Annotated in this window: 23 protein-coding genes; 16 read left to right on the forward strand and 7 right to left on the reverse strand. The window is 58.6% G+C overall.

Annotated features, from left to right (window positions below):
• Window positions 1–665: 665 nt before the first annotated feature.
• Window positions 666–1,862 carry a GAF domain-containing sensor histidine kinase gene (locus ACWKWM_RS06700; protein ID WP_483845381.1) on the reverse strand — a complete coding sequence of 399 codons (1,197 nt, stop codon included), beginning with the start codon at window positions 1,860–1,862 and terminating at the stop codon, window positions 666–668.
• A 191-nt stretch (window positions 1,863–2,053) separates the two neighbouring features.
• Between ACWKWM_RS06700 and proP the strand changes: the two genes are divergently transcribed.
• The 4 genes from proP (at window position 2,054) to ACWKWM_RS06720 (ending at window position 4,762) form a co-directional block, all read left to right on the forward strand.
• Window positions 2,054–3,553, forward strand: a complete 1,500-nt coding sequence (gene proP, locus ACWKWM_RS06705) for a glycine betaine/L-proline transporter ProP (protein WP_483845382.1) — start codon at window positions 2,054–2,056, stop codon at window positions 3,551–3,553.
• A 123-nt stretch (window positions 3,554–3,676) separates the two neighbouring features.
• Entirely contained in the window at window positions 3,677–4,177 is a 501-nt protein-coding gene (locus tag ACWKWM_RS06710; protein ID WP_483845383.1) for a GNAT family N-acetyltransferase, read from the forward strand.
• 250 nt (window positions 4,178–4,427) lie between these two features.
• Entirely contained in the window at window positions 4,428–4,589 is a 162-nt protein-coding gene (locus tag ACWKWM_RS06715; RefSeq protein WP_483845384.1) for a DUF2986 domain-containing protein, read from the forward strand.
• A 38-nt stretch (window positions 4,590–4,627) separates the two neighbouring features.
• Window positions 4,628–4,762, forward strand: a complete 135-nt coding sequence (locus tag ACWKWM_RS06720; RefSeq protein ID WP_483845385.1) for a DUF2256 domain-containing protein — start codon at window positions 4,628–4,630, stop codon at window positions 4,760–4,762.
• Window positions 4,763–4,792: 30 nt separating this feature from the next.
• On the opposite strand, the gene ACWKWM_RS06725 is transcribed toward ACWKWM_RS06720, so the two are convergent.
• Together ACWKWM_RS06725 and ACWKWM_RS06730 are read right to left on the reverse strand one after the other, a co-directional pair.
• The gene (locus ACWKWM_RS06725) at window positions 4,793–5,200 is read right to left on the reverse strand and encodes a RidA family protein (RefSeq protein WP_483845386.1); all 408 of its coding nucleotides are present in this window, start codon (window positions 5,198–5,200) and stop codon (window positions 4,793–4,795) included.
• A gap of 29 nt (window positions 5,201–5,229) precedes the next feature.
• Entirely contained in the window at window positions 5,230–5,607 is a 378-nt protein-coding gene (locus ACWKWM_RS06730) for a VOC family protein (RefSeq protein ID WP_483845387.1), read from the reverse strand.
• Between the two features lie 183 nt (window positions 5,608–5,790).
• Here ACWKWM_RS06730 and ACWKWM_RS06735 point away from each other — a divergent pair, with 183 nt between their 5' ends.
• A complete protein-coding gene (locus ACWKWM_RS06735) occupies window positions 5,791–6,060 on the forward strand; it encodes a PepSY domain-containing protein (RefSeq protein WP_483845388.1) in 270 nt (89 codons plus the stop codon).
• A gap of 479 nt (window positions 6,061–6,539) precedes the next feature.
• On the opposite strand, the gene ACWKWM_RS06740 is transcribed toward ACWKWM_RS06735, so the two are convergent.
• Window positions 6,540–7,403 carry an aldo/keto reductase family oxidoreductase gene (locus ACWKWM_RS06740; RefSeq protein WP_483845389.1) on the reverse strand — a complete coding sequence of 288 codons (864 nt, stop codon included), beginning with the start codon at window positions 7,401–7,403 and terminating at the stop codon, window positions 6,540–6,542.
• Between the two features lie 100 nt (window positions 7,404–7,503).
• On the opposite strand from ACWKWM_RS06740, the gene ACWKWM_RS06745 reads away from it, so the two are divergent.
• The 8 genes from ACWKWM_RS06745 (at window position 7,504) to ACWKWM_RS06780 (ending at window position 15,768) form a co-directional block, all read left to right on the forward strand.
• Window positions 7,504–8,406: a LysR family transcriptional regulator gene (locus tag ACWKWM_RS06745; protein ID WP_483845390.1), complete on the forward strand. Its 903-nt coding sequence runs from the start codon at window positions 7,504–7,506 to the stop codon at window positions 8,404–8,406.
• 243 nt (window positions 8,407–8,649) lie between these two features.
• Window positions 8,650–11,028, forward strand: a complete 2,379-nt coding sequence (locus ACWKWM_RS06750) for a PAS domain S-box protein (protein WP_483845630.1) — start codon at window positions 8,650–8,652, stop codon at window positions 11,026–11,028.
• A 242-nt stretch (window positions 11,029–11,270) separates the two neighbouring features.
• On the forward strand, window positions 11,271–12,245 hold the full coding sequence (locus ACWKWM_RS06755; protein WP_483845391.1) for an aliphatic sulfonate ABC transporter substrate-binding protein: 975 nt from the start codon (window positions 11,271–11,273) through the stop codon (window positions 12,243–12,245).
• A 64-nt stretch (window positions 12,246–12,309) separates the two neighbouring features.
• Complete coding sequence (gene ehuB / locus ACWKWM_RS06760; protein WP_483845392.1) at window positions 12,310–13,182, forward strand: ectoine/hydroxyectoine ABC transporter substrate-binding protein EhuB; 873 nt, start codon at window positions 12,310–12,312, stop codon at window positions 13,180–13,182.
• A 106-nt stretch (window positions 13,183–13,288) separates the two neighbouring features.
• The gene (ehuC, locus tag ACWKWM_RS06765; RefSeq protein WP_483845393.1) at window positions 13,289–13,969 is read left to right on the forward strand and encodes an ectoine/hydroxyectoine ABC transporter permease subunit EhuC; all 681 of its coding nucleotides are present in this window, start codon (window positions 13,289–13,291) and stop codon (window positions 13,967–13,969) included.
• Window positions 13,966–14,616: an ectoine/hydroxyectoine ABC transporter permease subunit EhuD gene (ehuD, locus tag ACWKWM_RS06770; RefSeq protein ID WP_483845394.1), complete on the forward strand. Its 651-nt coding sequence runs from the start codon at window positions 13,966–13,968 to the stop codon at window positions 14,614–14,616. Before ehuC ends, ehuD begins: the two co-directional genes overlap by 4 nt.
• Complete coding sequence (locus ACWKWM_RS06775) at window positions 14,609–15,400, forward strand: amino acid ABC transporter ATP-binding protein (protein WP_483845395.1); 792 nt, start codon at window positions 14,609–14,611, stop codon at window positions 15,398–15,400. The genes ehuD and ACWKWM_RS06775 overlap by 8 nt, the downstream gene beginning before the upstream one ends.
• A gap of 170 nt (window positions 15,401–15,570) precedes the next feature.
• Window positions 15,571–15,768 (forward strand): KGG domain-containing protein, encoded by a 198-nt coding sequence (locus ACWKWM_RS06780; protein ID WP_483845396.1) that lies wholly within the window; start codon window positions 15,571–15,573, stop codon window positions 15,766–15,768.
• 39 nt (window positions 15,769–15,807) lie between these two features.
• Here ACWKWM_RS06780 and ACWKWM_RS06785 read toward each other — a convergent pair whose 3' ends face one another.
• The 3 genes from ACWKWM_RS06785 to ACWKWM_RS06795 all read right to left on the reverse strand — a co-directional run bounded on the left by ACWKWM_RS06785 (window position 15,808) and on the right by ACWKWM_RS06795 (window position 17,185).
• Window positions 15,808–15,957 (reverse strand): hypothetical protein, encoded by a 150-nt coding sequence (locus ACWKWM_RS06785; RefSeq protein WP_483845397.1) that lies wholly within the window; start codon window positions 15,955–15,957, stop codon window positions 15,808–15,810.
• A gap of 44 nt (window positions 15,958–16,001) precedes the next feature.
• Window positions 16,002–16,559, reverse strand: a complete 558-nt coding sequence (locus ACWKWM_RS06790) for an ATP-dependent Clp protease proteolytic subunit (RefSeq protein WP_483845398.1) — start codon at window positions 16,557–16,559, stop codon at window positions 16,002–16,004.
• A 233-nt stretch (window positions 16,560–16,792) separates the two neighbouring features.
• Complete coding sequence (locus ACWKWM_RS06795) at window positions 16,793–17,185, reverse strand: tautomerase family protein (RefSeq protein WP_483845399.1); 393 nt, start codon at window positions 17,183–17,185, stop codon at window positions 16,793–16,795.
• A 156-nt stretch (window positions 17,186–17,341) separates the two neighbouring features.
• Between ACWKWM_RS06795 and ACWKWM_RS06800 the strand changes: the two genes are divergently transcribed.
• From ACWKWM_RS06800 to ACWKWM_RS06810, 3 genes are all read left to right on the forward strand, one after another.
• Window positions 17,342–18,337, forward strand: a complete 996-nt coding sequence (locus ACWKWM_RS06800; protein WP_483845400.1) for an aldo/keto reductase — start codon at window positions 17,342–17,344, stop codon at window positions 18,335–18,337.
• A gap of 268 nt (window positions 18,338–18,605) precedes the next feature.
• Window positions 18,606–19,847, forward strand: coding sequence for an OprD family porin (locus ACWKWM_RS06805; protein ID WP_483845401.1), 1,242 nt, complete (start codon window positions 18,606–18,608; stop codon window positions 19,845–19,847).
• A gap of 61 nt (window positions 19,848–19,908) precedes the next feature.
• Window positions 19,909–21,507 carry an argininosuccinate lyase gene (locus ACWKWM_RS06810; protein WP_483845402.1) on the forward strand — a complete coding sequence of 533 codons (1,599 nt, stop codon included), beginning with the start codon at window positions 19,909–19,911 and terminating at the stop codon, window positions 21,505–21,507.
• The last annotated feature ends 252 nt before the right edge of the window (window positions 21,508–21,759 follow it).

Here is a 21,759-nt window from a genome sequence, read left to right on the forward strand (position 1 = left end):
TTTCGAAAAGCTGGCGGCCTAATACTCCTACGTGATGGTCCAAAAAAACTGGACCACTACAAGTTCGCTCCTACAGGGTAGGCGCCATGCCGATGGGTCGGAAGCGCCACGGCCCTGTTGGAGACAAAGCCCGCGATGAGGGCCGCATCGGTCGAGCCGTTGACTTGAGGATTCACAGACTCTGTAGGAGCCAACTTGTTGGCGAGGCAGTTTGCGTGGCGTGTCAGATGCGACGCCTCGCGAACAAGTTCGCTCCTACAGGGTAGGCACCATGCCGATGGGTCGGAAGCGCCACGGCCCTGTTGGAGACAAAGCCCGCGATGAGGGCCGCATCGGTCGAGCCGTTGACTTGAGGATTCACAGACTCTGTAGGAGCCAACTTGCTGGCGAGGCAGTTTGCGTGGCGTGTCTGATTCGACGCCTCGCGAACAAGTTCGCTCCTACAGACCCGAGCGTTACGGAAATCCTCGGCAGATACGAAACAGGTGGGAGCGGACCTGTCCGCGAAGGCGATGTTTCGGGCGCTGGAGATGTATTGAATTTAGCGGCCCCTTCGCGGACAGGTCCGCTCCCACTGGTGCGGGTCAGACCGATCGCAAGCGCCTCGGTGCCACAGGTACGCGTCGCTGCAGATTGCCCGCTTGAGACAGTAACGCTGGTGTCAGCTAACTTACCCATTTCATTTTCGCGGGAAACCGCGCGGTAAAAACGGTGCCCTCCTGCGCGCTGGACGTCACGGTCAACGTGCCGTTGTGGGCGGTAGCAATCTGAGAGGCGATGTAAAGCCCTAATCCCAGTCCTTCACCCCGCTGACCGGCTTCGGACCGCGTAAACGGTTCGAACAGCAGCGGCATGAGTTGAGCGGGAATCGGTGTTCCCTGATTGACTACGCAGATCACCACCTCATCCTCTTGGTGAAATACCCTCACCTCAATCGGCATGGTGGGCGCGCCATGGGTCACTGCGTTGCCCAGCAGGTTTGAAAGCAACTGAGTAATGCGCAGCGCATCGCAATAAATGCCGGCAGGCACTTCCAGAGAATGCCTGATCACCGCATGAGGATGCGAGGCCTGCACCTCATCCAGCGTCAACTGCAGCGTGTGTGCGAGATCGTCCGTCAATACCCGTCTGACCGGAATCCCGCCCCCCAAGCGCCCACGTGCAAAATCCAGCACGTTTTCGATTAGCACTCCCATGCGAATCGAGCTGGTACGGATGGCTGTGATCAGATTCAGCGAGCGCTTTTCAGTGGTTTTGCTTTGCAGTAATTCAGCGCTCATCTGTATGGCGCTCAGGGGCGTGCGCAGGTCATGGCCCAACACCGCCATAAACTGCTCGCGCAGCATGCCGTGTTCAGTCGCCGTTGCCAGCGCCGATCGTGTGGCATCGAGATTGCCCTGGGTGTCCAGATTCATCGCAATCAACTGGGCGAACAGCTTCAGTGTCTCGACGATGGCCGGCCCTTCCAGATTGGCGGGCACTGAGTCGATCGCGCATAACGTGCCGAAAAACTCACCATTGGCTTTGATGATAGGAATGGAAATGTAGCTCTCCAGGCCATAGGTCAGAGGCGTGTGATGGGTGGCGAAAATCGGATGGGTGCTGGCATGGCCGAAAATGACCGGCGTGCGGTGCTGGCGGATTTCATGACAAATGGTTGATTCCAGTACCAGTTCGCCACCGGGTTTCAAACCGAAATCAATGGAATCATCGACCGCGCACGCGACCCAGTTTTTGTCCGTGACGCGTGCGACAGCGGCAAAGCGCATGCCGGTCAAATGTTTGACCATACTCAAAATGACGGGAACGGCGTCGATAGCGTGCACAGCTTCGATGTCTGCGGAAAACGCCGAATCGGTCATGGGTTTGAACTCAGTCAGGAAAGGAAAATATGGCAGTGAGCACTGAATTATTTCGTGACTTACTGTATCTGATCCGGAACAGCCCATGCCATTAAAACAATGGCATACACACAACGGCGCACCTGCAACGCCGCTTTTCAAGCGGTGTCAGCAGTGCGCCGGCAGACAGATCCGCGACAGAGTATTGATGTATGAAAACAGGGAAAAGCAGTGCCGGCCCCATCGGTTTGAGAGACATCACCATCGTCGACGACGCCAAGGTGCGCAAAGCGATCACAGCCGCTGCGCTCGGCAATGCCATGGAGTGGTTCGATTTTGGCGTCTATGGCTTTGTCGCCTACGTGCTGGGCAAGGTGTTTTTCCCTGGCGCTGACCCGGGCACCCAAATGATCGCAGCACTGGCCACGTTCTCGGTGCCTTTCTTGATACGGCCGCTGGGAGGATTGTTCTTCGGCGCACTGGGCGATAAATACGGCCGCAAAAAAGTCCTGGCCGCGACCATCGTCATCATGTCCCTCAGCACCTTCGCCATCGGCCTGATCCCCTCCTACGCCTCGATCGGCATCTGGGCGCCGATCCTGCTGCTGCTCGCCAAGATGGCTCAGGGTTTTTCGGTGGGCGGGGAATATACCGGCGCATCGATCTTCGTCGCCGAGTACGCCCCGGACCGCAAACGCGGCTTCCTCGGCAGTTGGCTGGACTTCGGCTCGATTGCAGGTTTTGTGCTTGGCGCCGGCGTTGTGGTGTTGATCTCCTCGATCATCGGCGAGGACAAATTTCAGGAATGGGGCTGGCGTTTGCCGTTCTTCCTCGCCCTGCCCCTTGGCATGCTGGGGCTGTATCTGCGGAACGCTCTGGAAGAGACGCCGGCGTTCCAGCAGCACGTCGATGATCAGGCCAAGAACAAAAAAGCTGGCACGGAGGTCCCGCGCGCTACGTTCAAGGAAGTGGCGACCAAGCACTGGCGCAGCCTGATCACCTGCATCGGCGTGGTGGTGGTGACCAACGTCACCTATTACATGCTGCTGACCTACATGCCCAGCTACCTGTCGCACAACCTGCACTACAGCGAAAACCATGGCGTGATGATCATCATCGCGATCATGGTCGGCATGCTGTTCGTGCAGCCTTTCATCGGCATGATCAGCGACAGGATTGGCCGCCGCCCCTTCATCGTCTGCGGCAGTATTGGTTTGTTGTTGCTCGCCATTCCAGCGTTCATGCTGATCAACAGCGGCAAAATCGGGCTGATTTTCTCTGGCCTTCTGATTCTGGCTGTGGTGCTCAACTTCTTCATCGGCGTGATGGCTTCGACCCTCCCCGCCATGTTCCCGACCCACATTCGCTACAGCGCCCTGGCCAGTGCCTTCAACGTCTCGGTGCTGATCGCAGGGCTTACCCCGACCGCAGTAGCCTGGCTGGTGGAAAGCACAAACAATTTGTACATGCCGGCCTACTACCTGATGGTCGTAGCGGTGATTGGCCTGATCACTGGGTTGACCATGAAGGAGACGGCGAACATGCCGTTGCGCGGCGCAGCCCCGGCGGCTTCCGACCTCGAAGAGGCAAAGGAACTGCTGCAAGAGCACCACGACACCATCGAAGAAAAGATAGAAGACATCGACGCGCAGATCGCTGAACTCCAGGCCCGACGCAAAGCGCTGGTGGATCAGCATCCACGCATCAACTGATCAGGCGCGCTTGACCTCCCTCAAACCCCCATCCCGGTTGGGCTCGTCGCAGTGGCCCATCGAATGTCAGTATTGCATCATGAGACGCAATGGAAAGTGGCCTGTGAACAGGAGACGTGATCAGTGAAGCCGTTTGAGATTCGTGAACTGAGAACGACCGACAGCCAGGCATTGCTGGCATTCGAAATCGATAATCGCCAGTGGTTTGAAGCCCACATCGAAGCGCGAGACCCCTCGTTTTACTCGCTGGCAGGCGTGACCGAACACATCGAGAGCTACTTGTCGGACTTTGCCAGCGGCGCCTGGCACCCGTTTGTGATCGAAGGTACGACTGGGAAAATTGTCGGTCGGGCAAATCTCAAAGGCATCGACTCGATCGGGCATACCGCGCAAGTCGGCTATCGGATTGGACAGCGCGCTTGTGGGCAAGGACTGGCAACAATGGCGCTCAGACATGTGATTGAGGTGGCGCGCGAGCGTTGGGGACTGACGCAACTGGTGGGTTATGCCTATCCAGAAAATAGCGGTTCGATAACTGTGCTGGAGCGATGCGGGTTTTTACCTGAAGCTCCGCCTTCGCATGAGAGCATCAGTGATGAACGCCGATTTGTTCTGTCGTTGTAGGGGCAGTTCATTATGTGGGACCGGACTTGTCCGCGAATGCGAGGGTGACGACGATCAATACTCGTCGGTCAGGACGGCCCCTTCGCGGACAGGTCCGCCCCCACGGAATTGGCGTTGTTCAGGCCTTCTCGGGTAACGCCAACATACGTTGCCGAACCACAGCGGTAAAAAGCGGGTACGTGTCCTGCACATCTGATTCAATAGCGCGAGTTCCCCAGCACGCAAGCATCCGAAAGCTGAGTAGAAACCCGTGAATCGTCAAAAAAAATTGCAGCAGCTGTTCAAAGCCAAGGCCAAAAAAGCCAGTGCCAAACTGGCTCCGGTCAACAAATCCAGATACATCAGCAAAGCCGACCGCTTGAAACTGGCGGCTGAGTCCAGTGATGAGTCGATTACGCCATCTGACGCCTAATCACAACAGGCAACTTTCTGTCAGGTCAGAGACGGGCAATGAAAAAAAGTGAGCTGCCGGTCAAGCTCTGCGTGGTGTGCGGATTGCCATTCACCTGGCGCAAGAAATGGGCGCGCTGTTGGGATGAGGTGCGCTATTGCTCGGAGCGTTGCCGGCGACACAAGCATCAATAGCCGCGTCATGCCGTCCATCATTGCGCGGGCTCAACGCTGAACAGCGACGCACTTGATCTCCACCAGCAATCCAGACTTCGCCAGCTCGCTGACGCCGATGCAGGTCCAGGCGCAAGTGCCTCTTGGAAACACGCTGTCTTTTACGCGTCTGAAAACGGCCATGTGCTGCTGCATATCGACGTGGTAGGTGGTCATGTCGACCACGTCCTCGAAGGTGCAGCCTGCACCAGCCAAGACTGTGCGCACATTTTCCCAAGCCCGAAGAAACTGCTGCGCGGGATCGGTGATGACCTCAAGTTCATCGGTACGTCCCACTTGGCCTGCGCAGTACACAGTCGGGCCTACTTTCACCGCCGGCGCGTAGCCTGCACGCTCCGACAAAACCTTCATCGATGACGGGACGATGAGCTGACGGTCATTGCTGATTGGGATATTCATAATTCACACGTTGGCATTAGATAGAAAGATCAGATCTTTTCAGATATCTCGATCAGGTTCAGATCCGGGTCACGAACGTACACCGAGCGAATTGGCCCCGTCGCGCCGGTCCGAGGTATCGGGCCTTCGATGATCGGCCAATTCTGCTCATTCAGATGCTCTATCACCTGTTCCAAGGTCATGCTGGCAATGAAGCAAAGATCCAGCGCGCCCGGGACGGGAAGATGCGCTTTGGGTTCGAACTCATGGCCGCGCACATGCACATTGATTTTTTGCTCACCGAAGCGAAACGCCAGCCGGCCTTGACCGAAGGTTTCCAGATGCATGCCCAGCACCCGGGTATAGAAGTCTTTGCAGGTATCGACGTCGCAGGTGGTCAGTACCAGATGATCGAGATGGTCAATCACAAACGCACTCCTTGGGATGGAAAATAGGTGTTGTGTCTTTGGGAGCAGTGTTCGGGATAAGCGCATGACGTTGTGCGTCGTTGCTCAGGATGGCGCAATGATCCTCCGGAAAACAGCCAGTGTGAACCAATCCGCAGCAAATTCTGTCCATCGCTTACGTCACTACAAAAAAGGAAACATGCAATGAAATCATTGACTCAGTTGTTCGCAGGCCTGGCAATCGTTACCGCGATGGCCGCTTCACCGGCGTGGGCCGATCAGCCGGGCGCTGACTGGATCAGCCAGGCCCAGGTTGAGACGACGCTCAAGGCAGCCGGTTATACGCAGATCACCAAGATCGAAGCCGACGATGGTCATTGGGAAGGTGAAGGCCTCAAGCAGGACGGTATGAAATACGAATTTCATGTCGATCCACACAGCGGCAAGATCACCAAAGACCAAATGGATCACTGATCCCGCGGTTCGTCATTAGGCCATCGTTTCAGATGGCCTATAGATAAACCATCCCCCGGAGAATGGGGTCCACAGAGCGCCGACCGTGTTGCGCTGTAGAAGCGCTTGCCCGTGATTGCATACGCCCTGTCGAAGGCGAGTTCTTTGACAGATCGCTATCGCGGGCAAGCGCGCTCCTACAATGGAAAAGCGCCGATTGACTATCCCATTCATTCGCATGACCGACAAAGACGGGACGGTTGATTCCGGCCGCAGGCCGTAGGAGTTCAGCTTGCTGACGATGGGGCGCGCAGCGGTCCCGATTCAGGCACCTGCGCAACGCCAGGCACATCGCGTGCTCAGGATTGGCTGCCGGTGCCCGGCAGATCGCCTGCAAGCAAGGCTCCTTCGCCTTAGGCAGAAGCAGATAGGCATTGTATTCGGCAGAAGCGCACGTGCGCTCGCGCAAAAGCCCCGTACCTGATTGTTCCCACGATGGCTCAGGCCACCTTTTCCAGTTCAGCGAGCAGTTCTGGCGTGAGCACAAGATCGCTGGCAGTGAGGTTTTCGCGCAGGTGCGCCACCGACGACGTGCCGGGAATCAACAACAGGTTCGGCGCGCGTTGCAGCAACCACGCCAGCGCTACCCGTAACGGTGACGCGTTCAACCGCGCGGCGACGCCGGAAAGCGTGTCCGACTGCAACGGGGTGAAGCCTCCCAGCGGAAAGAAAGGTACGTACGCGATGCCCTGCTGACCGAGATCAGCGATCAATTGCTCGTCGGCGCGATGGGCCAGGTTGTAATGGTTCTGGACGCAGACAATCGGCGCGATGGCCTGGGCCTGCTTGATCTGCGGTGCGCTTACGTTGCTCAGGCCCAGGTGACGAATGAGACCTTGGCGTTGCAAATCGGCCAGCGCGCTGAACCCCTCTTCGATGGACTCTTCCCCCGGCGAATGCATGTTGCCCCAAGCCCGCAGGTTTACGACGTCCAGCGCATCGACTCCCAGATTGCGCAGGTTGTCGTGCACCGCCCGGGTCAGCTCGGCCGGACTGTGAGCCGGGTTCCAGGAAGCATCCTCGCCACGCACCGCGCCCACTTTAGTGACGATCACCAGGTCAGCGGCGTAGGGATGCAGCGCTTCGCGGATCAGTTGGTTGGTCACGTGCGGACCGTAGAAATCGGCCGTATCGATGTGATTGACGCCGGCAGCCACCGCTGCGCGCAGCACCGCAAGCGCTGCTTTCGGATCCTTGGGTGGCCCGAAAACGTTGGGACCGGCCAGTTGCATGGCGCCATAGCCCATGCGGTTGATCGTCCGGTCGCCCAGTAAAAACGTACCTGCCTTGCTTGCGTCGCTCACGGCGTATGCCTCAATCAATGGGTGTGGGGCTGACTATAGGCGTTGACCACTGAGCTGATAATCGGGTGCAATCGGCACGGGTTGTACGGATGAGCGAACAATGGCAGCTGATATTCAAGACTTGCTGGCCTTCGTGGCCGTGGTAAACGCTGGGGGATTTCGCGAGGGCGCGCGGTCGAGTGGCAAATCGGCTTCCAGCCTGAGCGATGCCGTTCGGCGCATGGAAGCCCGATTGGGCGTGCGCTTGCTCAACCGCACCACGCGCAGCGTTGCACCCACCGAAGCGGGCGCACGACTGATGGAGCGCATCGTCCCGGCGTTGGGGGAGGTCGAATCGGCACTGGATGTGGTCAACGACTTTCGGGACCGACCTTCCGGCACCCTCAGGCTCAACGTGCCCGTCAGCGCCGCACGGTTGGTGCTGCCGGCGATCATCACGCCGTTCTTGCAGGCGCACCCCGACATTCGACTGGAGGTGGTGACCGAAGAGAGCTTTGTCGACATGCTCGCGGCAGGCTGTGATGCCGGCATTCGCTACGATGAACGGCTTGAGCAGGACATGATTGCGGTGCCGATTGGCCCGAGATTCCAGCGCATGGCAACGGCTGCCTCACCGGCTTACCTGCGTCAGAGGGGCCGCCCCGAACATCCCCGGGACTTGCTCGATCACGCCTGCCTGCGCGGGAAATTCCCCAGCGGTTTGTTGCCGCTCTGGGAGTACGAGCGCGACGGCGAGGTGGTTCAGGTCAACACCACCGGGCCACTGACCGTGCGGATCGGCGGCGCAATGGATCTGGCGGTGCAGGCGGCGCTGGATGGTTTGGGCATCGTGCACTTGTTCGAAGACTGGCTGCGGCCCCATCTGGACAGCGGCGCGCTGGTGCCGGTGCTCGAACCCTGGTGGCAAACGTTCAGCGGACCGTTTCTCTACTACCCGGGCCGCCGTTACCTGCCCTCCCCGCTGCGGGCGTTTGTGGACTTCATCAAGGCAGATTCAGCTTGAGACAAATGTCCAGAAAAGCTGGATACGAGCGCCGATAAAAATACGCTGATGTCAAACGCTCAAAAGCAATCGCCCAAGGTCATAGCTTGAAGACGCAACCCGAACCAGTGATGACTGTCGGCGAGCCCGTGGTAAAAAGCGCGATGGCAACTCTAGAGGGTGGAACCGCAGTTTGAATGGCAAAGAAAATAGTGGCGGACTGTTATGAGTGATTTTATCGACCTTCCAGCCGGGGGCGGCAACATGGGGCAGCTGCTTCGTGAGACCGACTGGTCGTCTTCCAGCATCGGCCCGCGCAGCAGTTGGTCTCCCGGATTTGTCGCCTCGATGAGCATGATGCTCAACTCAGCCGAAAGCGTTTTTCTGGTTTGGGGGCCTGAGCAGCTGCTGTTTTTCAACGACGCCTTTCACGCAGTTCTGCCAGGAATCCCCGAAAAAGCGCTCGGCCGGCCGGTCTCCTCGGTGCTGGGCAGTGCGTGGGACGAGATGTCTCCCTACGCCGAACAAGCGCTGGCCGGTAACAACAGCCGGATCAAGAACCAGTTTCTGACCATCAGTCGCAATGGCCTGAGCGAGAACACCTGGTGGTCGCTGTCCTTCAGTCCGCTCTACAGCGACACAGGTGTGGTGGTCGGCCTTTTTTGCCAGATCGATGAAACCACCGAACAGATTCGCGCAGAAGCCCGACTGGATGAAAGTGAAGCGTTCACGGAGCGGGTGCTCGCCAGCATCAACGACTGCATCAAGGTGCTCGACCTGGACGCCAAACTGACGTTCATGAGCGAAGGCGGCCAACGCATCATGGAGGTGAGCGATTTCAACGCCATTCGCGGCTGCCCGTGGCCGGATTTTTGGCAGGATCAGGGTAATCTCGATGCCAAAGCCGCGGTACTCGCCGCCAAACACGGCCAGAACGCCAGCTTCATGGGGGCCGCCCACACCATGGCCGGCAACTTGAAGTGGTGGCACGTCCAGGTAAGCCCGATTTTCGGCAAGGACGGCAAACCGGAGAAGATTCTGTGCGTGTCCCGGGACATGACCAGCTTGCGCGAGGCCGAAGACGCGCTGCGGGCGCTCAATGAATCGCTCGAACAGCGCGTGCTGGAGCGCACCCGGGATCGGGACCGCATGTGGCGGTTGTCCGCTGATCTGATGCTGGTCGCTCGCTTCGACGGCAATATTTTTGCGGTGAATCCTGCCTGGAAGCAGGTGCTGGGATACTCGGAAGTCGAGCTGGTGGACACGCCGTTTTTAGCGTTGGTGCATCCGGATGATCTGGCCCTGACCACCGCCGCTGCCGAAAAGATGAGCAAGGGGCAGGTGTTTTCCGGATTCAAGAATCGCTATCGGCATGCGGACGGCAGTTACCGGATGATCGCGTGGACAGCAGTGCCGGATAACCAATTCATCCACGCGGTGGGTCGCGACATCCAGGAAGAAGAACAGGCCAAGCAAGCGCTGCAACAGTCTGAAGACGCGCTTCGCCAATCTCAGAAATTGGAAGCCATCGGGCAACTGACAGGCGGTGTCGCCCATGACTTCAACAACCTGCTGACGGTGATCAAGTCCTGCGCGGACCTGCTCAAGCACCCTTCTCTGCCTGAAGCGCGACGGGTGAAGTACGTTGAAGCCATCTCCACTACCGTGGATCGCGCGGCGCGGCTGACCGGTCAACTGTTGACGTTTGCTCGACGCCAGGCCTTGCACCCCGAAGTATTCAATGCCGGACACAGCGTAATGCGTGTCGGCGAGATGATGGACAGCCTGACGGGTTCGCGGATCAAGGTCACGATCACGCTGCCTGACGAGCCCTGCTTTATCAATGCCGACGGCAGCCAGTTCGATACGGCGCTGGTGAACATGATCGTAAATGCCCGCGACGCCATGAGCGGAGACGGTACTCTGTCGATCGTCGTGGGTAGCGCGCAGTCACTGCCCTCGGTTCGATCTCATCCAGTGCGGCCCGGCCGCTATGTGACGGTGTCGCTGAGCGATACGGGCTCGGGCATACCGCCTGAAAAACTGGAGTTCATCTTTGAGCCGTTCTACACCACCAAAGGCATCGGTCAGGGCACGGGGCTTGGGTTGTCTCAGGTGTACGGGTTCGCCAAGCAGTCAGGCGGCGAAATCTTGGTCGAAAGCGAATACGGCAAAGGCAGCACATTTACCCTGTATCTGCCCAGCGCAGTACCGGGCAGCGAGGTGGATGAGCAGGCAGCAGAAGCCCAGTCCATTGCCGACCTGGAGCTGTGCGTGCTGATGGTGGAAGACAACCATGACATTGGCGTTTTCACGTCGCAGACCCTGGAACAGCTGGGGTTCCAAGTACTGTGGGTGGCTGACGGGCACGCAGCCCTGGAAGCACTGGCCAAACATCCTGAAAGCTTTCAGGTGGTGTTTTCTGATATCTCGATGCCGGGCATGAGCGGTATCGAACTGTTTGGCGAGATACAGGCGCGCTTTCCGTGGCTCCCGGTGGTGCTGACCACCACGGGCTACAACGATGAATACAGCCAGCTTGGCAATGAACAACACCGACGCTTTGACGTGCTGCAAAAACCTTACTCCACCGAGGCGCTGTCGGCATTGCTGCACCGTGTGGTCAGGGATGGGGTGCGTTGAATCATTTCCCTGCGCAAACATTTCTCTGTAGGAGCCAACTTGTTGGCGAGACGATGTCGCCGGCGTGTCAGATCGGGCGTCTCGCGAACAAGTTCTCACCTACAGGGTCACGCCTGAGCCCTTGCGCATGAAAACAAAACGAAGGCATAAGCTCATAACCATAAGGTATTTAAATAATATTTCTTAGAACTCTATGATTGGATTCAGGCGTCCATTAGCCATCATCCGATCACGAGTCTGCCATGCCCCCATCTCTTCGTAACGCCAGGACGTTGCTCCGTCGCCCCCTGTTAGCTGGACTTATCACGGCCTTGACCTGCGCCGTTGTGCTGCCGGCGCAGGCCAGCGATACGGTGCGCATCGGTTATCAAAAATCCTCGACGCTCATCACCCTGCTAAAAACCCAAGGCACGCTGGAAAAGGTACTCGGCGCTGACGGCATCGACGTTTCCTGGCATGAGTTCCCCAGCGGTCTGCCGTTGCTGGAAGCGTTGAACATCGGCAACGTCGACATCAGCGCTGATGTGGCAGACACCGTGCCGATTTTCGCCCAGGCCGCGCAGGCCAAGCTCACCTATTTCGCTGAAGAAACCCCTTCGCCCAGCGCTCAGGCCATCGTGGTGCGCAAGGATTCGCCGATTGAACAACTGTCGGACTTGAAGGGTAAGAAAATCGCCGTGACCAAAGCCGCCGGCACTCACTACCTGCTGATTGCGGCACTGAATAAAGTCGGGCTGGCGTTCTCGGACATTCAGCCCGCCTACCTGTCGCCGGCTGACGGTCGTGCCGCGTTCGAGAACAACAAGGTTGACGCCTGGGTCACCTGGGAACCCTTCCTCACCAGCGTCCAACGGCAACTGCCAACCCGTACCCTGGCGGACGGCACAGGGCTTGCAAGTTATAAACGCTACTACCTGACCAGCACCCCCTACGCCAAGGCGCACCCGGACGTGCTCAAGCAAGTGTTCGCGCAACTGCAACAGGCCGGCAGCTGGATCAAAAGCAACCCGCGTGACGCGGCGCAGGTGCTGGGCCCGCTGTGGGGCAACCTCGATGTGGCAACCGTCGAAGCCGCCAATGCACACCGCAGTTATCAGGTACAAGCCGTGAACGCCGGTCAGTTGGGTGAGCAGCAGAAAATCGCCGATGCGTTTTTTGCCGCAGGCCTGCTGCCCAAGGCAGTGGATGCCAAGGACGTCGACATCTGGAAGCCGTAAATCCGATCGTCGCGCGCAACAAACCCGCGCGCGACGCCGTTAATTCCACACTTGAGCATTCTGAATGAAAGGTCTTAAAACGCTGTCACTGCCTGCTGTGTTGGGCTCTGCTGTGCTGTTGAACGCGCTGTTCAGCTTTTCCGCTTGCGCTGGCCTGCTGGAAAAAGGTCGTACGCAAGGCCTGACCGCTGGCATCGCCAATGAGCAGCCTTACGCTTACATCGGCACCGACGGGAAAACCGTCGGCGCCAATGTCGAGATCCTGCAGGCGATTCTGGGCAATCTGGGCATCAGCAAAGTCGACTTACCTATTACCGAGTTCGGCTCGTTGGTGCCAGGTCTGGCGGCCGGTCGGTTCGATCTGATCGGTGCCGGGCTGTTCATCAACCCGGCGCGCTGCAAAGTGATAGGTTATTCGAACCCGGTCACGCGCTCAGGTGGTGCGTTCATTGTCAAAGCCGGCAACCCGCTCAAGCTGCACAGCCTCAAGGACGTCGCCACCAACGGCAAAGCGCGTCTAGCAACCCAGCCGGGCAGCAATCAGGTGCAGGAAGCCAAGGACAGCGGCATCGCCAGCGCCAACGTGGTGCTGTTCGACAAGGACACCGAAGCCCTGGCGGCCTTGCAAGCGGATCGAGTTGACGTGGTTTATTTTCCGGATGCCGAAATCATCAGCCTGGTGAAAAAAGCCAACAGTCCAGCCATCGAGCGTGCCCTGCCGTTCGATCAGATACCCGACGCCGAAGGCAAGCCGACCTGGAATTACCACGCCTACGGCCTGCCGAAAAACGACCCTGAATTCACCCTGGCCTTTAACGAGCAACTGGCCAAACTGCGCGCCTCCGGTGAGCTGCTCAAAATCCTGCAGAAGTACGGCTACACCGAAAACGAACTGCCGCCTGCCGACGTGACCGCCGAGCAACGCTGCAACCGTTAAACCGCACTGCCGAGTCTTGAGCCTGCGCGCGACGTCACGGACTGACGAGGCGCAGGCTTGAACAACCCTGAGCACATAACGGGCCCCACCCCATACGAGTACGGCCATGTTGATCGATCCCAATGCCGTGGAAACGGCAGGCTTCATTGCGCGTCAGTTGGCCAATGGCGCGCTGGTTACGCTGCAAATCACCTTCTTTGCGCAAATCGTGGTGGTGGTGATGTCCTTCGTCATCGCCTTGATGCGCCTGTCGCCATGGCGAGCGCTGCGCTGGATTGCCACGGTCTACGTCGAAATCCTGCGCGGCATCTCGGCCCTGGTCCTGCTGTTTTATCTGTTCTTCATCCTGCCGCTGTTCGGCATCAGCCTGTCGCCCATGACCACCGGCATCCTCGGATTGGGCCTGACCTTCTCAGCTTACGGTTCGGAAATCGTGCGCTCGGCGTTGACCAACGTCAGCCGTGGCCAACGTGACGCAATCAAGGCGCTGGATTTTGATTCGATCACGGCTTTTCGCCGGATAGTCCTGCCGCAGGCCCTGCCCTTCATGCTGCCGCCCTTGGGCAATCAACTGGTCGAGCTGCTGAAAACCACGTCGCTGGTGTCGTTGATCACCCTGAGCGACCTGACGTTTTCTGGTGGGCAACTGATCACCACCCTCGGCCAGCAGACGCTGATCTGGAGCATCGTGCTGGTGTGCTATTTCGTCATGGCCTGGCCGTTGAGCTGGCTGGTCAAGCGCTATGAGCAGCGTGTGACCGCATGGCGTCAGGGGGCCGCGTCATGAATTTCGATTACGCATTCGCCTGGTCGATCATTCCAGAGCTGTTTCAGGGCCTGTTGGTCACGCTGCAAGTGGTGATTCTCGGGTTTGTCCTGGCCGTAGTCCTTGGTTTGGTGCTGGCCATCGCGCAGCGCTCGAGACTGGCGCTGATTCGCCGGCTGAGCACGGGGTATTTGAGCTTCTTCCGGCACACGCCGTTGATGGTGCAGTTGTACGTGCTGTTTTTCGCCTTTCCGTTGGCGGGGATCACCTTGCCCGCCATCTCCACCGGCGTCATCGGTCTTGGGCTGTATTACGGCGCCTACATCGCCGAAGCCTATCGCGGCGCCATCGAAGGCGTGCCGGCCGGTCAGTGGGAAGCCGCCCGTGCGCTGGATTTCGACACGGCCACGACGTGGCGGCGCATCGTCCTTCCCCAAGCACTGAAACCGATGCTGCCGATCCTTGGCAATTACTTGATCGGTATGTTCAAGGAAACCCCGCTGCTGGCAGTGATCACCATTCCCGAGCTGTTCCAGGCCGCCAAGCAGATCGCCGGCATGACCTACCGCTACAACGAGCCCTACACGGTCATGGCCCTGATGTTCCTGGCGATCAGTATTCCGACGTCCTTGCTGTTCAAATATTTCGAAAGGCGCAGTCATGTCTGATCTTGCACACACGTTTCCCGCTGCACCGCCGCAGATCATCCTCAAGCAAGTGGTGAAGAATTTCGGCAGCACACGGGTTATCGATCATTTGGACCTGAGTATTCCACAGGGCCAGAAAGTAGCGTTGATCGGCCCCAGTGGCTCGGGCAAATCGACTGTCTTGCGCCTGATCAAGGGCCTGGAAACCTACCAGAGTGGCAGCATCGAAGTGGCCGGCGCGCCGGTGCCGAACAAGCAATCGGGCTGGCATTGGCCCGGCTCGAAAAAAGCACCGGTGGTGCATCGCGTGGGGATGGTGTTTCAGCAGTTCAACCTGTTCCCGCACCTGACCGTGCAGGAGAACATCACCGAAGCGCCGTTTCGGGTGTTGAAACTGAGCCGCGAAGAAGCGCTGGCCCGTGCCGAGGAATACCTGAAACTGGTGGGCCTGAGCCACAAGGCCGATGCTTACCCAGGGCAGTTGTCCGGTGGTCAGCAGCAACGTGTGGCGATTGCCCGCGCCCTGGCGATGCGCCCGCAGGTCATGCTGTTCGATGAAGTGACGTCAGCGCTGGACCCGGAACTGGTCGGCGAAGTGCTGGCGGTGATTCGCTCGATTGCCCACGCACAGCACATGACCATGCTGCTGGTGACCCACGAAATGAAGTTCGCTCAGGACATTGCCGATCGGGTGCTGTTCATGGAAGGCGGAAAGATCGTCGCGGACGGCACGCCCGAGCGGATTCTGGTGGACCCGGACAACGAGCGTACTCGGCGCTTTCTCAATCTGGTGGAGCAGCGCTGACAAGAGAGGGCGGAAAAGGCAGATGAACGGTGGGTGGTTGGGTCAACGGTGGGCGACCGCTGTTCCATTCGTCCGAGACATGGATAAAGAGTTAAACGCGCTGCGTAATCGCCAATCACATGTTGTGCGAGGCGATGTCTCGCTCTATCAATAACAAGAGGTGCGTAATCATGGCTAACACCGGAAATTCGAACCCAGGCAATTTCGCCAATGATCGCCAGAAGGCGTCAGAAGCAGGCAAAAAAGGCGGACAGGGTTCGGGCGGCGGTAACTTCGCCAACGACAAGCAAAAAGCGAACGACGCCAACAAGGCCGACGCCGGTAAAAAAGGCGGATCATCGGGTGGTGGCGGCACTCGTAAGTCCTGACCCCTGAAGGAGCGAACGAGGGCTTGAGCCCTCGTTCAGCTAATCAGTTTTAGACGCTTTATCGGGATCAAACAACGGTACGGTCGCGTCGCGATCCAGCTGTGACCCTGGGTCTTCACTGCCATCAGGTTCGGCTTCGATCAACTCTTCATCTTCTTCCTGATGAACAGGCTCATCTTTGGGCAACATAGATATTCTCCTTGGTCGAATTCGACTTCAAACAACTCACCTACTTATCCGCCACTGACTGTCCAGTGTACCGCCCCTTCCGGAAACACCACCTGCGACACACTGTGGGCAATGCCGCAGACAACTGAATCTTCCGCGCGAATTACTTTTTCCTCTGCTGATAGACAGTTGGCAATGTCCAGCGGTTCTGCTGCGCCCTGGGTTTCGTTGAGGAAGATGCTGACATAGCGCTGAAGGTCGTTATCCAGACTGCTCAAGTATTCCCGAAGCCTGGAGTGATCCACCGAACTCTGGTTGAAGTACCAGTTCATCGGATGAATCAGAAACCGCGAATGCGGGCTGGCGATGCGCTCTGCGGCGGCCAGGTACATGACAATGCCCATGGATTCGATATTGCCGGCGTTGACGGCCCGGATCGGCACGGTCAGCGACTTGAGGAAGGTGTACACGGTAAAGCCGAAATTGGTGCTGCCGCCGGTGGTGGACAGGTTCAGCAGCAATGACGTGGCGCCCTGCCCCAAAGCTTCCAGGCAGCGGTCGCGGAAATGTTCGGTGGTCGCCTGATCGATCTGGCAGTGGAAATGAATGATGTGCTCAGCCATCTAGCGGCTCCCTCTTACAACTTTCGGCCTGGATGGGTGTTTGTCTGCGTTCGATCCGATGAGTGTAGTTAAGTGCCGTGAGTTGGTTGCTGGTGCAGCTTTTGATTCTGGCCGAAGGCCGTGGGGGCGGACCTGTCCGCGAAGACTTTTATTCAGGCGACAGATATTCGCCGGGCACAGCGCCCCATTCGCGGACGGGTCCGCTCCCACGGGTGGCATTTATGTTCCGTCACTTACTCCTGCGGCGCGTACTGCATGTCGCCGTTGCCAAACGACCAGTCCTCGCGTTTGACGTCGATCAGGTTAATCCACACGTCCTGCTTGCTGATGCCGGTACGCTCCTGAATACCTTCGGCCACGGCTTTGTAGAAGGCCTTCTTCACCTCGATGCTGCGCCCGGCGTTCCAGGTGATCTGGATGAAAACGATCCCCGGCGTGTAGGAAACGCCGAGATATCCCGCGGCCGGAAACACCAGTTCATCACTGGCGTGGCGATTGATGATCTGGAATTTATCGTGATCGGGCACGTTGGCAGTGCTGCGCATGGCGTCGTACACGACCTCACTGATGGCCGTAATGTGGGCCGCTGGCGTATCAGCGGCGAGGTCGATGCGGGCGAGTGGCATTGGAAATTCCTTGCAGTAGAGGGATTGTTAAAACTAGGCTCAATTATTGAAGCCAGCAAGTGGAATCGCTGCTGACATCGAACTCCCCCACCGCTACGTGATCACTTACACACTTGGGCATTCGATTTTCACCTCTTTTCCTACAGGAACATCCCCATGAGTCTGAAAGACAAAATCATCGGCCGCCTTGGCTTCGGTGCCGCTCCGCTCGGCAACATGTTTCGCGAGATCAACGAAGAGGAAGCCTTGGCAACGGTGCAAGCGGCCTGGGATCAGGGCATTCGCTACTTCGACACTGCCCCGGTCTACGGCGCGGGCCTGTCCGAGCAACGGCTCGGCGCCGCGCTCAAGCAGCACAACCGCGACGAGTACACCGTGAGCACCAAAGTCGGCCGCCTGATCTCCGATGAACTGGACAGCGGCGCACGCAGCGGTCCGTTCAGCCACGGTCTGAGCAACAAGATCGTCACCGATTACTCGGCCGACGCAACGATGCGTTCGATTGAAAGCAGCCTCAAGCGTCTGGGCACTGACCGTCTGGACATCGTTTTCGTCCACGACGTCGCGCAGGATGCCCACGGCGATGAGTGGATCGAGCATTTCAACATCGCCCGCAAAGGCGCTTTCCGCACGCTGGCCTCGCTCAAGGAACAAGGCGTGATCAAGGCCTGGGGCTTGGGCGTCAACCGGGTCGAGCCCTGTGAACTGACGTTGGACCTGACCGAAGCCCAGCCCGACGGTTTTCTGTTGGCCGGCCGCTACACCCTGCTCGATCACGATCAACCGCTGCAACGGCTGTTTGCCAAGGCCAAGGAAGCCAATGCCGAATTCGTCGTCGGCGGTCCTTACAGTTCCGGCGTGCTGGTGGGCGGCAAGCATTTCGAGTATCAGGAAGCTTCTCAGGCGATGCTCGACAAAGTCGCGCACATCCAGGAAATCGCCCGCCAGTATCAGGTCGATATCAAGTCGGCAGCGTTGCAGTTTGCGCTGGCCAACCCGCTGGTGGCTGCGGTGATTCCGGGGGCCAGTCGTCCCTCGCGGATCATTGAAGACGTGCAGGCGCTGAATGCGTCGGTGCCGGATGGTTTCTGGCAGGCGATGCGCGATCAAGGCTTCATCGCGGCTCAGGCGCCTTTGCCGTTCAAGGATTGATGCCACCCTTGTAGGAGTGAGCTTGCTCGCGATCAGGTCAGTGCACTCGACACATGTGGTGCGCTCGGGAACCGGATCGCAGGCAAGCTTTTTCCTACAGGCCTTGTACCGAATGCCATATTCAATAAGTATCAACTCAACACTATCTATATATTTTTAATTCCTTTGCCACAGCGATAGGCTTTTGCGACTGGGTCCAGCGGACGTTCAACCGCCAGACCCAGCCAACAAAACCAATAAAAAATCAGCTGTGACAGTGGGAATCAAAATGCATAAGCGCCCCGTTTCGCTCGGCCTCACCTCGGCCGCCTTTGGCTTGACCCTCGCCTGCCCAGGTTTTGCCGAAGCTGACTTTTTCGAAGACAGCAAAGCCGATCTTGAATTTCGCAACTTTTACTTCAACAGCGACTACCACCAGGACGGCGCCAGCCAGTCCAAGCGTGACGAGTGGGCGCAAGGTCTGCTGCTCAATGTCGAGTCAGGATTCACCCAAGGCCCCGTCGGGTTCGGTGTCGACGCCATGGGGTTGTTCGGGCTGAAGCTGGATTCGGGACCGGACCGGCGCAATACCGGCCTGCTGCCTGTAGGCGAGAACAAGGCGCCGGACAATTACGGCCGCTCCGGCGTCACCGGCAAAATGCGCGTGGCCAAGAGCGTGCTGCGGCTTGGCACCTTGATCCCCAAACTGCCCACCGTACTGCCCAACGACGGACGCCTGCTGCCGCAAACCTTTCACGGCGGGCAGGTCACCTCCAAAGACATCACCGACATGACCCTCAACCTCGGCCGGCTGACCAGCAACACCGAGCGCAATGACAGCGGCCACGAAAACATCGAGGCCGAAGCCAAGGGCATCAAGGGCGGTCGGCCCAGCGACACATTCGACTTTGCCAGCGCCAGTTACAACTGGACCAAGGGCCTGAACACCTCCTACAACTACGGCGGTCTGGAGAACAACTACAAGCAGCACATCGTCACCCTCACCCACAGCTTCCCGATCAGCGCGTCGCAGTCGTTCAAAAGTGACCTGCGTTATGCGCGCTCCACCGAAGACGGCAACACCAACGTCGATAACACGGCCCTTGGCGCCAAATTCACCTACAGCGTCAGCGGCCACGCATTCGGCGTGGCCTACCAGCGCATGAACGGTGAAACCGGATTCCCGCACCTGGCCGGCACCGATTCGTTCCTGGTCAACTACGTGATGATTTCCCCGGACTTCGCCAACCCCGAAGAACGCTCGTGGCAGACCCGCTATGACTACGATTTTGCCGCCCTCGGCCTGCCCGGCCTCACCTTCATGACCCGCTACCTCAAGGGCGACAACTTCGCGCGCGGGGCCAAGGAAGGCACCGAATGGGAACGCAACACCGACATCGCTTACGTGTTCCAGAGCGGCGCCCTGAAAAACCTTGAGCTGAAATGGCGCAACGGCAGTTACCGCAGCAACGGCGGCAACGAAATCGATCAGAACCGGGCCATCGTCAGCTACACCCTGCCCTTGCTTTAGCCACATCCGTTACATCCTGCGCAGCCAACACCCACAGCATCTGCCAAACCGGAGTCCTGAAATGCCCACAACAAAAACCCTGCTGCACCTGGCCGTCGCTTATGTGCTCAGCGCCAGCTACGGCGCCTATGCCGCCAATACTGCCGAACTGCCCTGCGCCACCACTGAACAATGCGCGGCTCAGGCAGCGAAGATCGGCGCCACGGTCGACAAGTCGAAAAACAAAGACAGCAAGACCGAAAGCCAGTTTTCCTGGCTGAACCGCATCAATAAGGCGTCCATCGTGATGCTCACCGAAGAAGGCATCGTCAAACCCGAAATGGGCCAGAAGATCGCCACAGGGGTGCGTTTCGCCATCGATCAGGCTGACCAGCCCAACGGCAAGCGCCCCAGTGATGTGCTGCAACTGGAGCAGATCATGACCGACAAGATCGGCCCCGAAGCGTCGCTGATTCACTCAGGCCGCAGTCGTCAGGACATGCTCGCCACCTACCGACTGGCCAAGCTGCGTTCGGACGTGCTGGCTTATGACGAGGCGATGAACGCCACCCGCAAACGCCTGCTGGATTTGGCTGAGAAGAACGTCGATACGCTGGTCCCGGCGTACACCAACGGTGTGCAGGCGATGCCGATCAGTTACGCCCATTACTTGTTGGCGTTCGAGGCCTCATTCGACCGCGATGGCCAGCGGGTGCGCGAGCTGTATCAGCGACTCAATCAGAGCCCGATGGGCACCGCAGTGCTGGCCAACTCGGCTTATCCGCTGAACCGCGAGCGCATGGCCGAGTTGCTGGGTTTTGACAGCGTGCGTGAGAACTCGCTGGATTCCAGCCAGGTCTCGACCTACGACATCCCGATCGAGGCGGCGAACATTGCCTCGTCGTCAGCCATCCGCGTTGGCGCGATGATTGGCGACATCCACACCCAGTATCACCAGATCCGGCCGTGGCTGTTGCTGGATGAAGAGTCCACGTACACCAGCAGCGCCATGCCGCAAAAGCGCAATCCGGGGCTGTTGATGCGTGCGCGGGAAACCTCATCCGATGTGGTCGGGCTGGCGCAAACCGTGACGTTGCGCGCGCACAACGTCACCACTGGCATGACTGACTACAAGTTTGCGTTCGATTCCCTGGGAGTGTTCGATTCCGCCCACGATATGTTCGGCGCCATGGACGCGGTGCTTGATGCGTTGCAGGTCAACCCGCAGCGTGCACTTGAGGAGCTGGAAAACGAGTGGACCACCTCTATGGAGCTGGCCGACACCCTGGAGCGTACGCAAAAAGTGCCGTTCCGCATCGGACACAGTTTTGCCTCGTTGATCGTTACCGAGGCCCGGGCCAACGGCCTGACGCCGAAAACCTTTCCTTACGATCACGCACAGAAGCTCTACGCCCAGGCCGCCGACAAGTACAAATGGACGCCCAACGTGCTGCCGCTGGATGAGGCTACATTCCGCGCGGCGCTGTCGCCGGAAAACATGGTCAAGACCCGTAAAGGCACCGGCGGGCCGCAGCCTGAGGAGGTCAAACGCATGCTCGCCGAAGCGCGCAAGACCCTGGACGCCGACCAGACCTGGCTGCGCGAGCGCCGGGAAAAGCTGACCAGCGCCGAAGGCAACCTGGACCGCGCGTTCGAGAAGCTGTTGTCGTCCAAGGGTTAATCTCTGTCGAACCGCACCTGTAGGAGCCAACTTGTTGGCGAGGCGTCCGTCCCGTGAACCTGATGCATCGCCTCGCGAACAAGTTCGCTCCTACAGGGGTCAGCGCTCCTGCAGTTGTTCGTGTCACTCCGTCCTAATGTGAAAAGCCTTTTCACATGCCCTTCACCCGCCATTCACGATCCCCCTCCTAAGCTCGCGCCTCGATCAATGCCGTCTTGCACGCGCCTCACGACGCCGAACAGCTGTGTCTTT

Source organism: Pseudomonas rosaeacicularis (genome assembly GCF_057128745.1).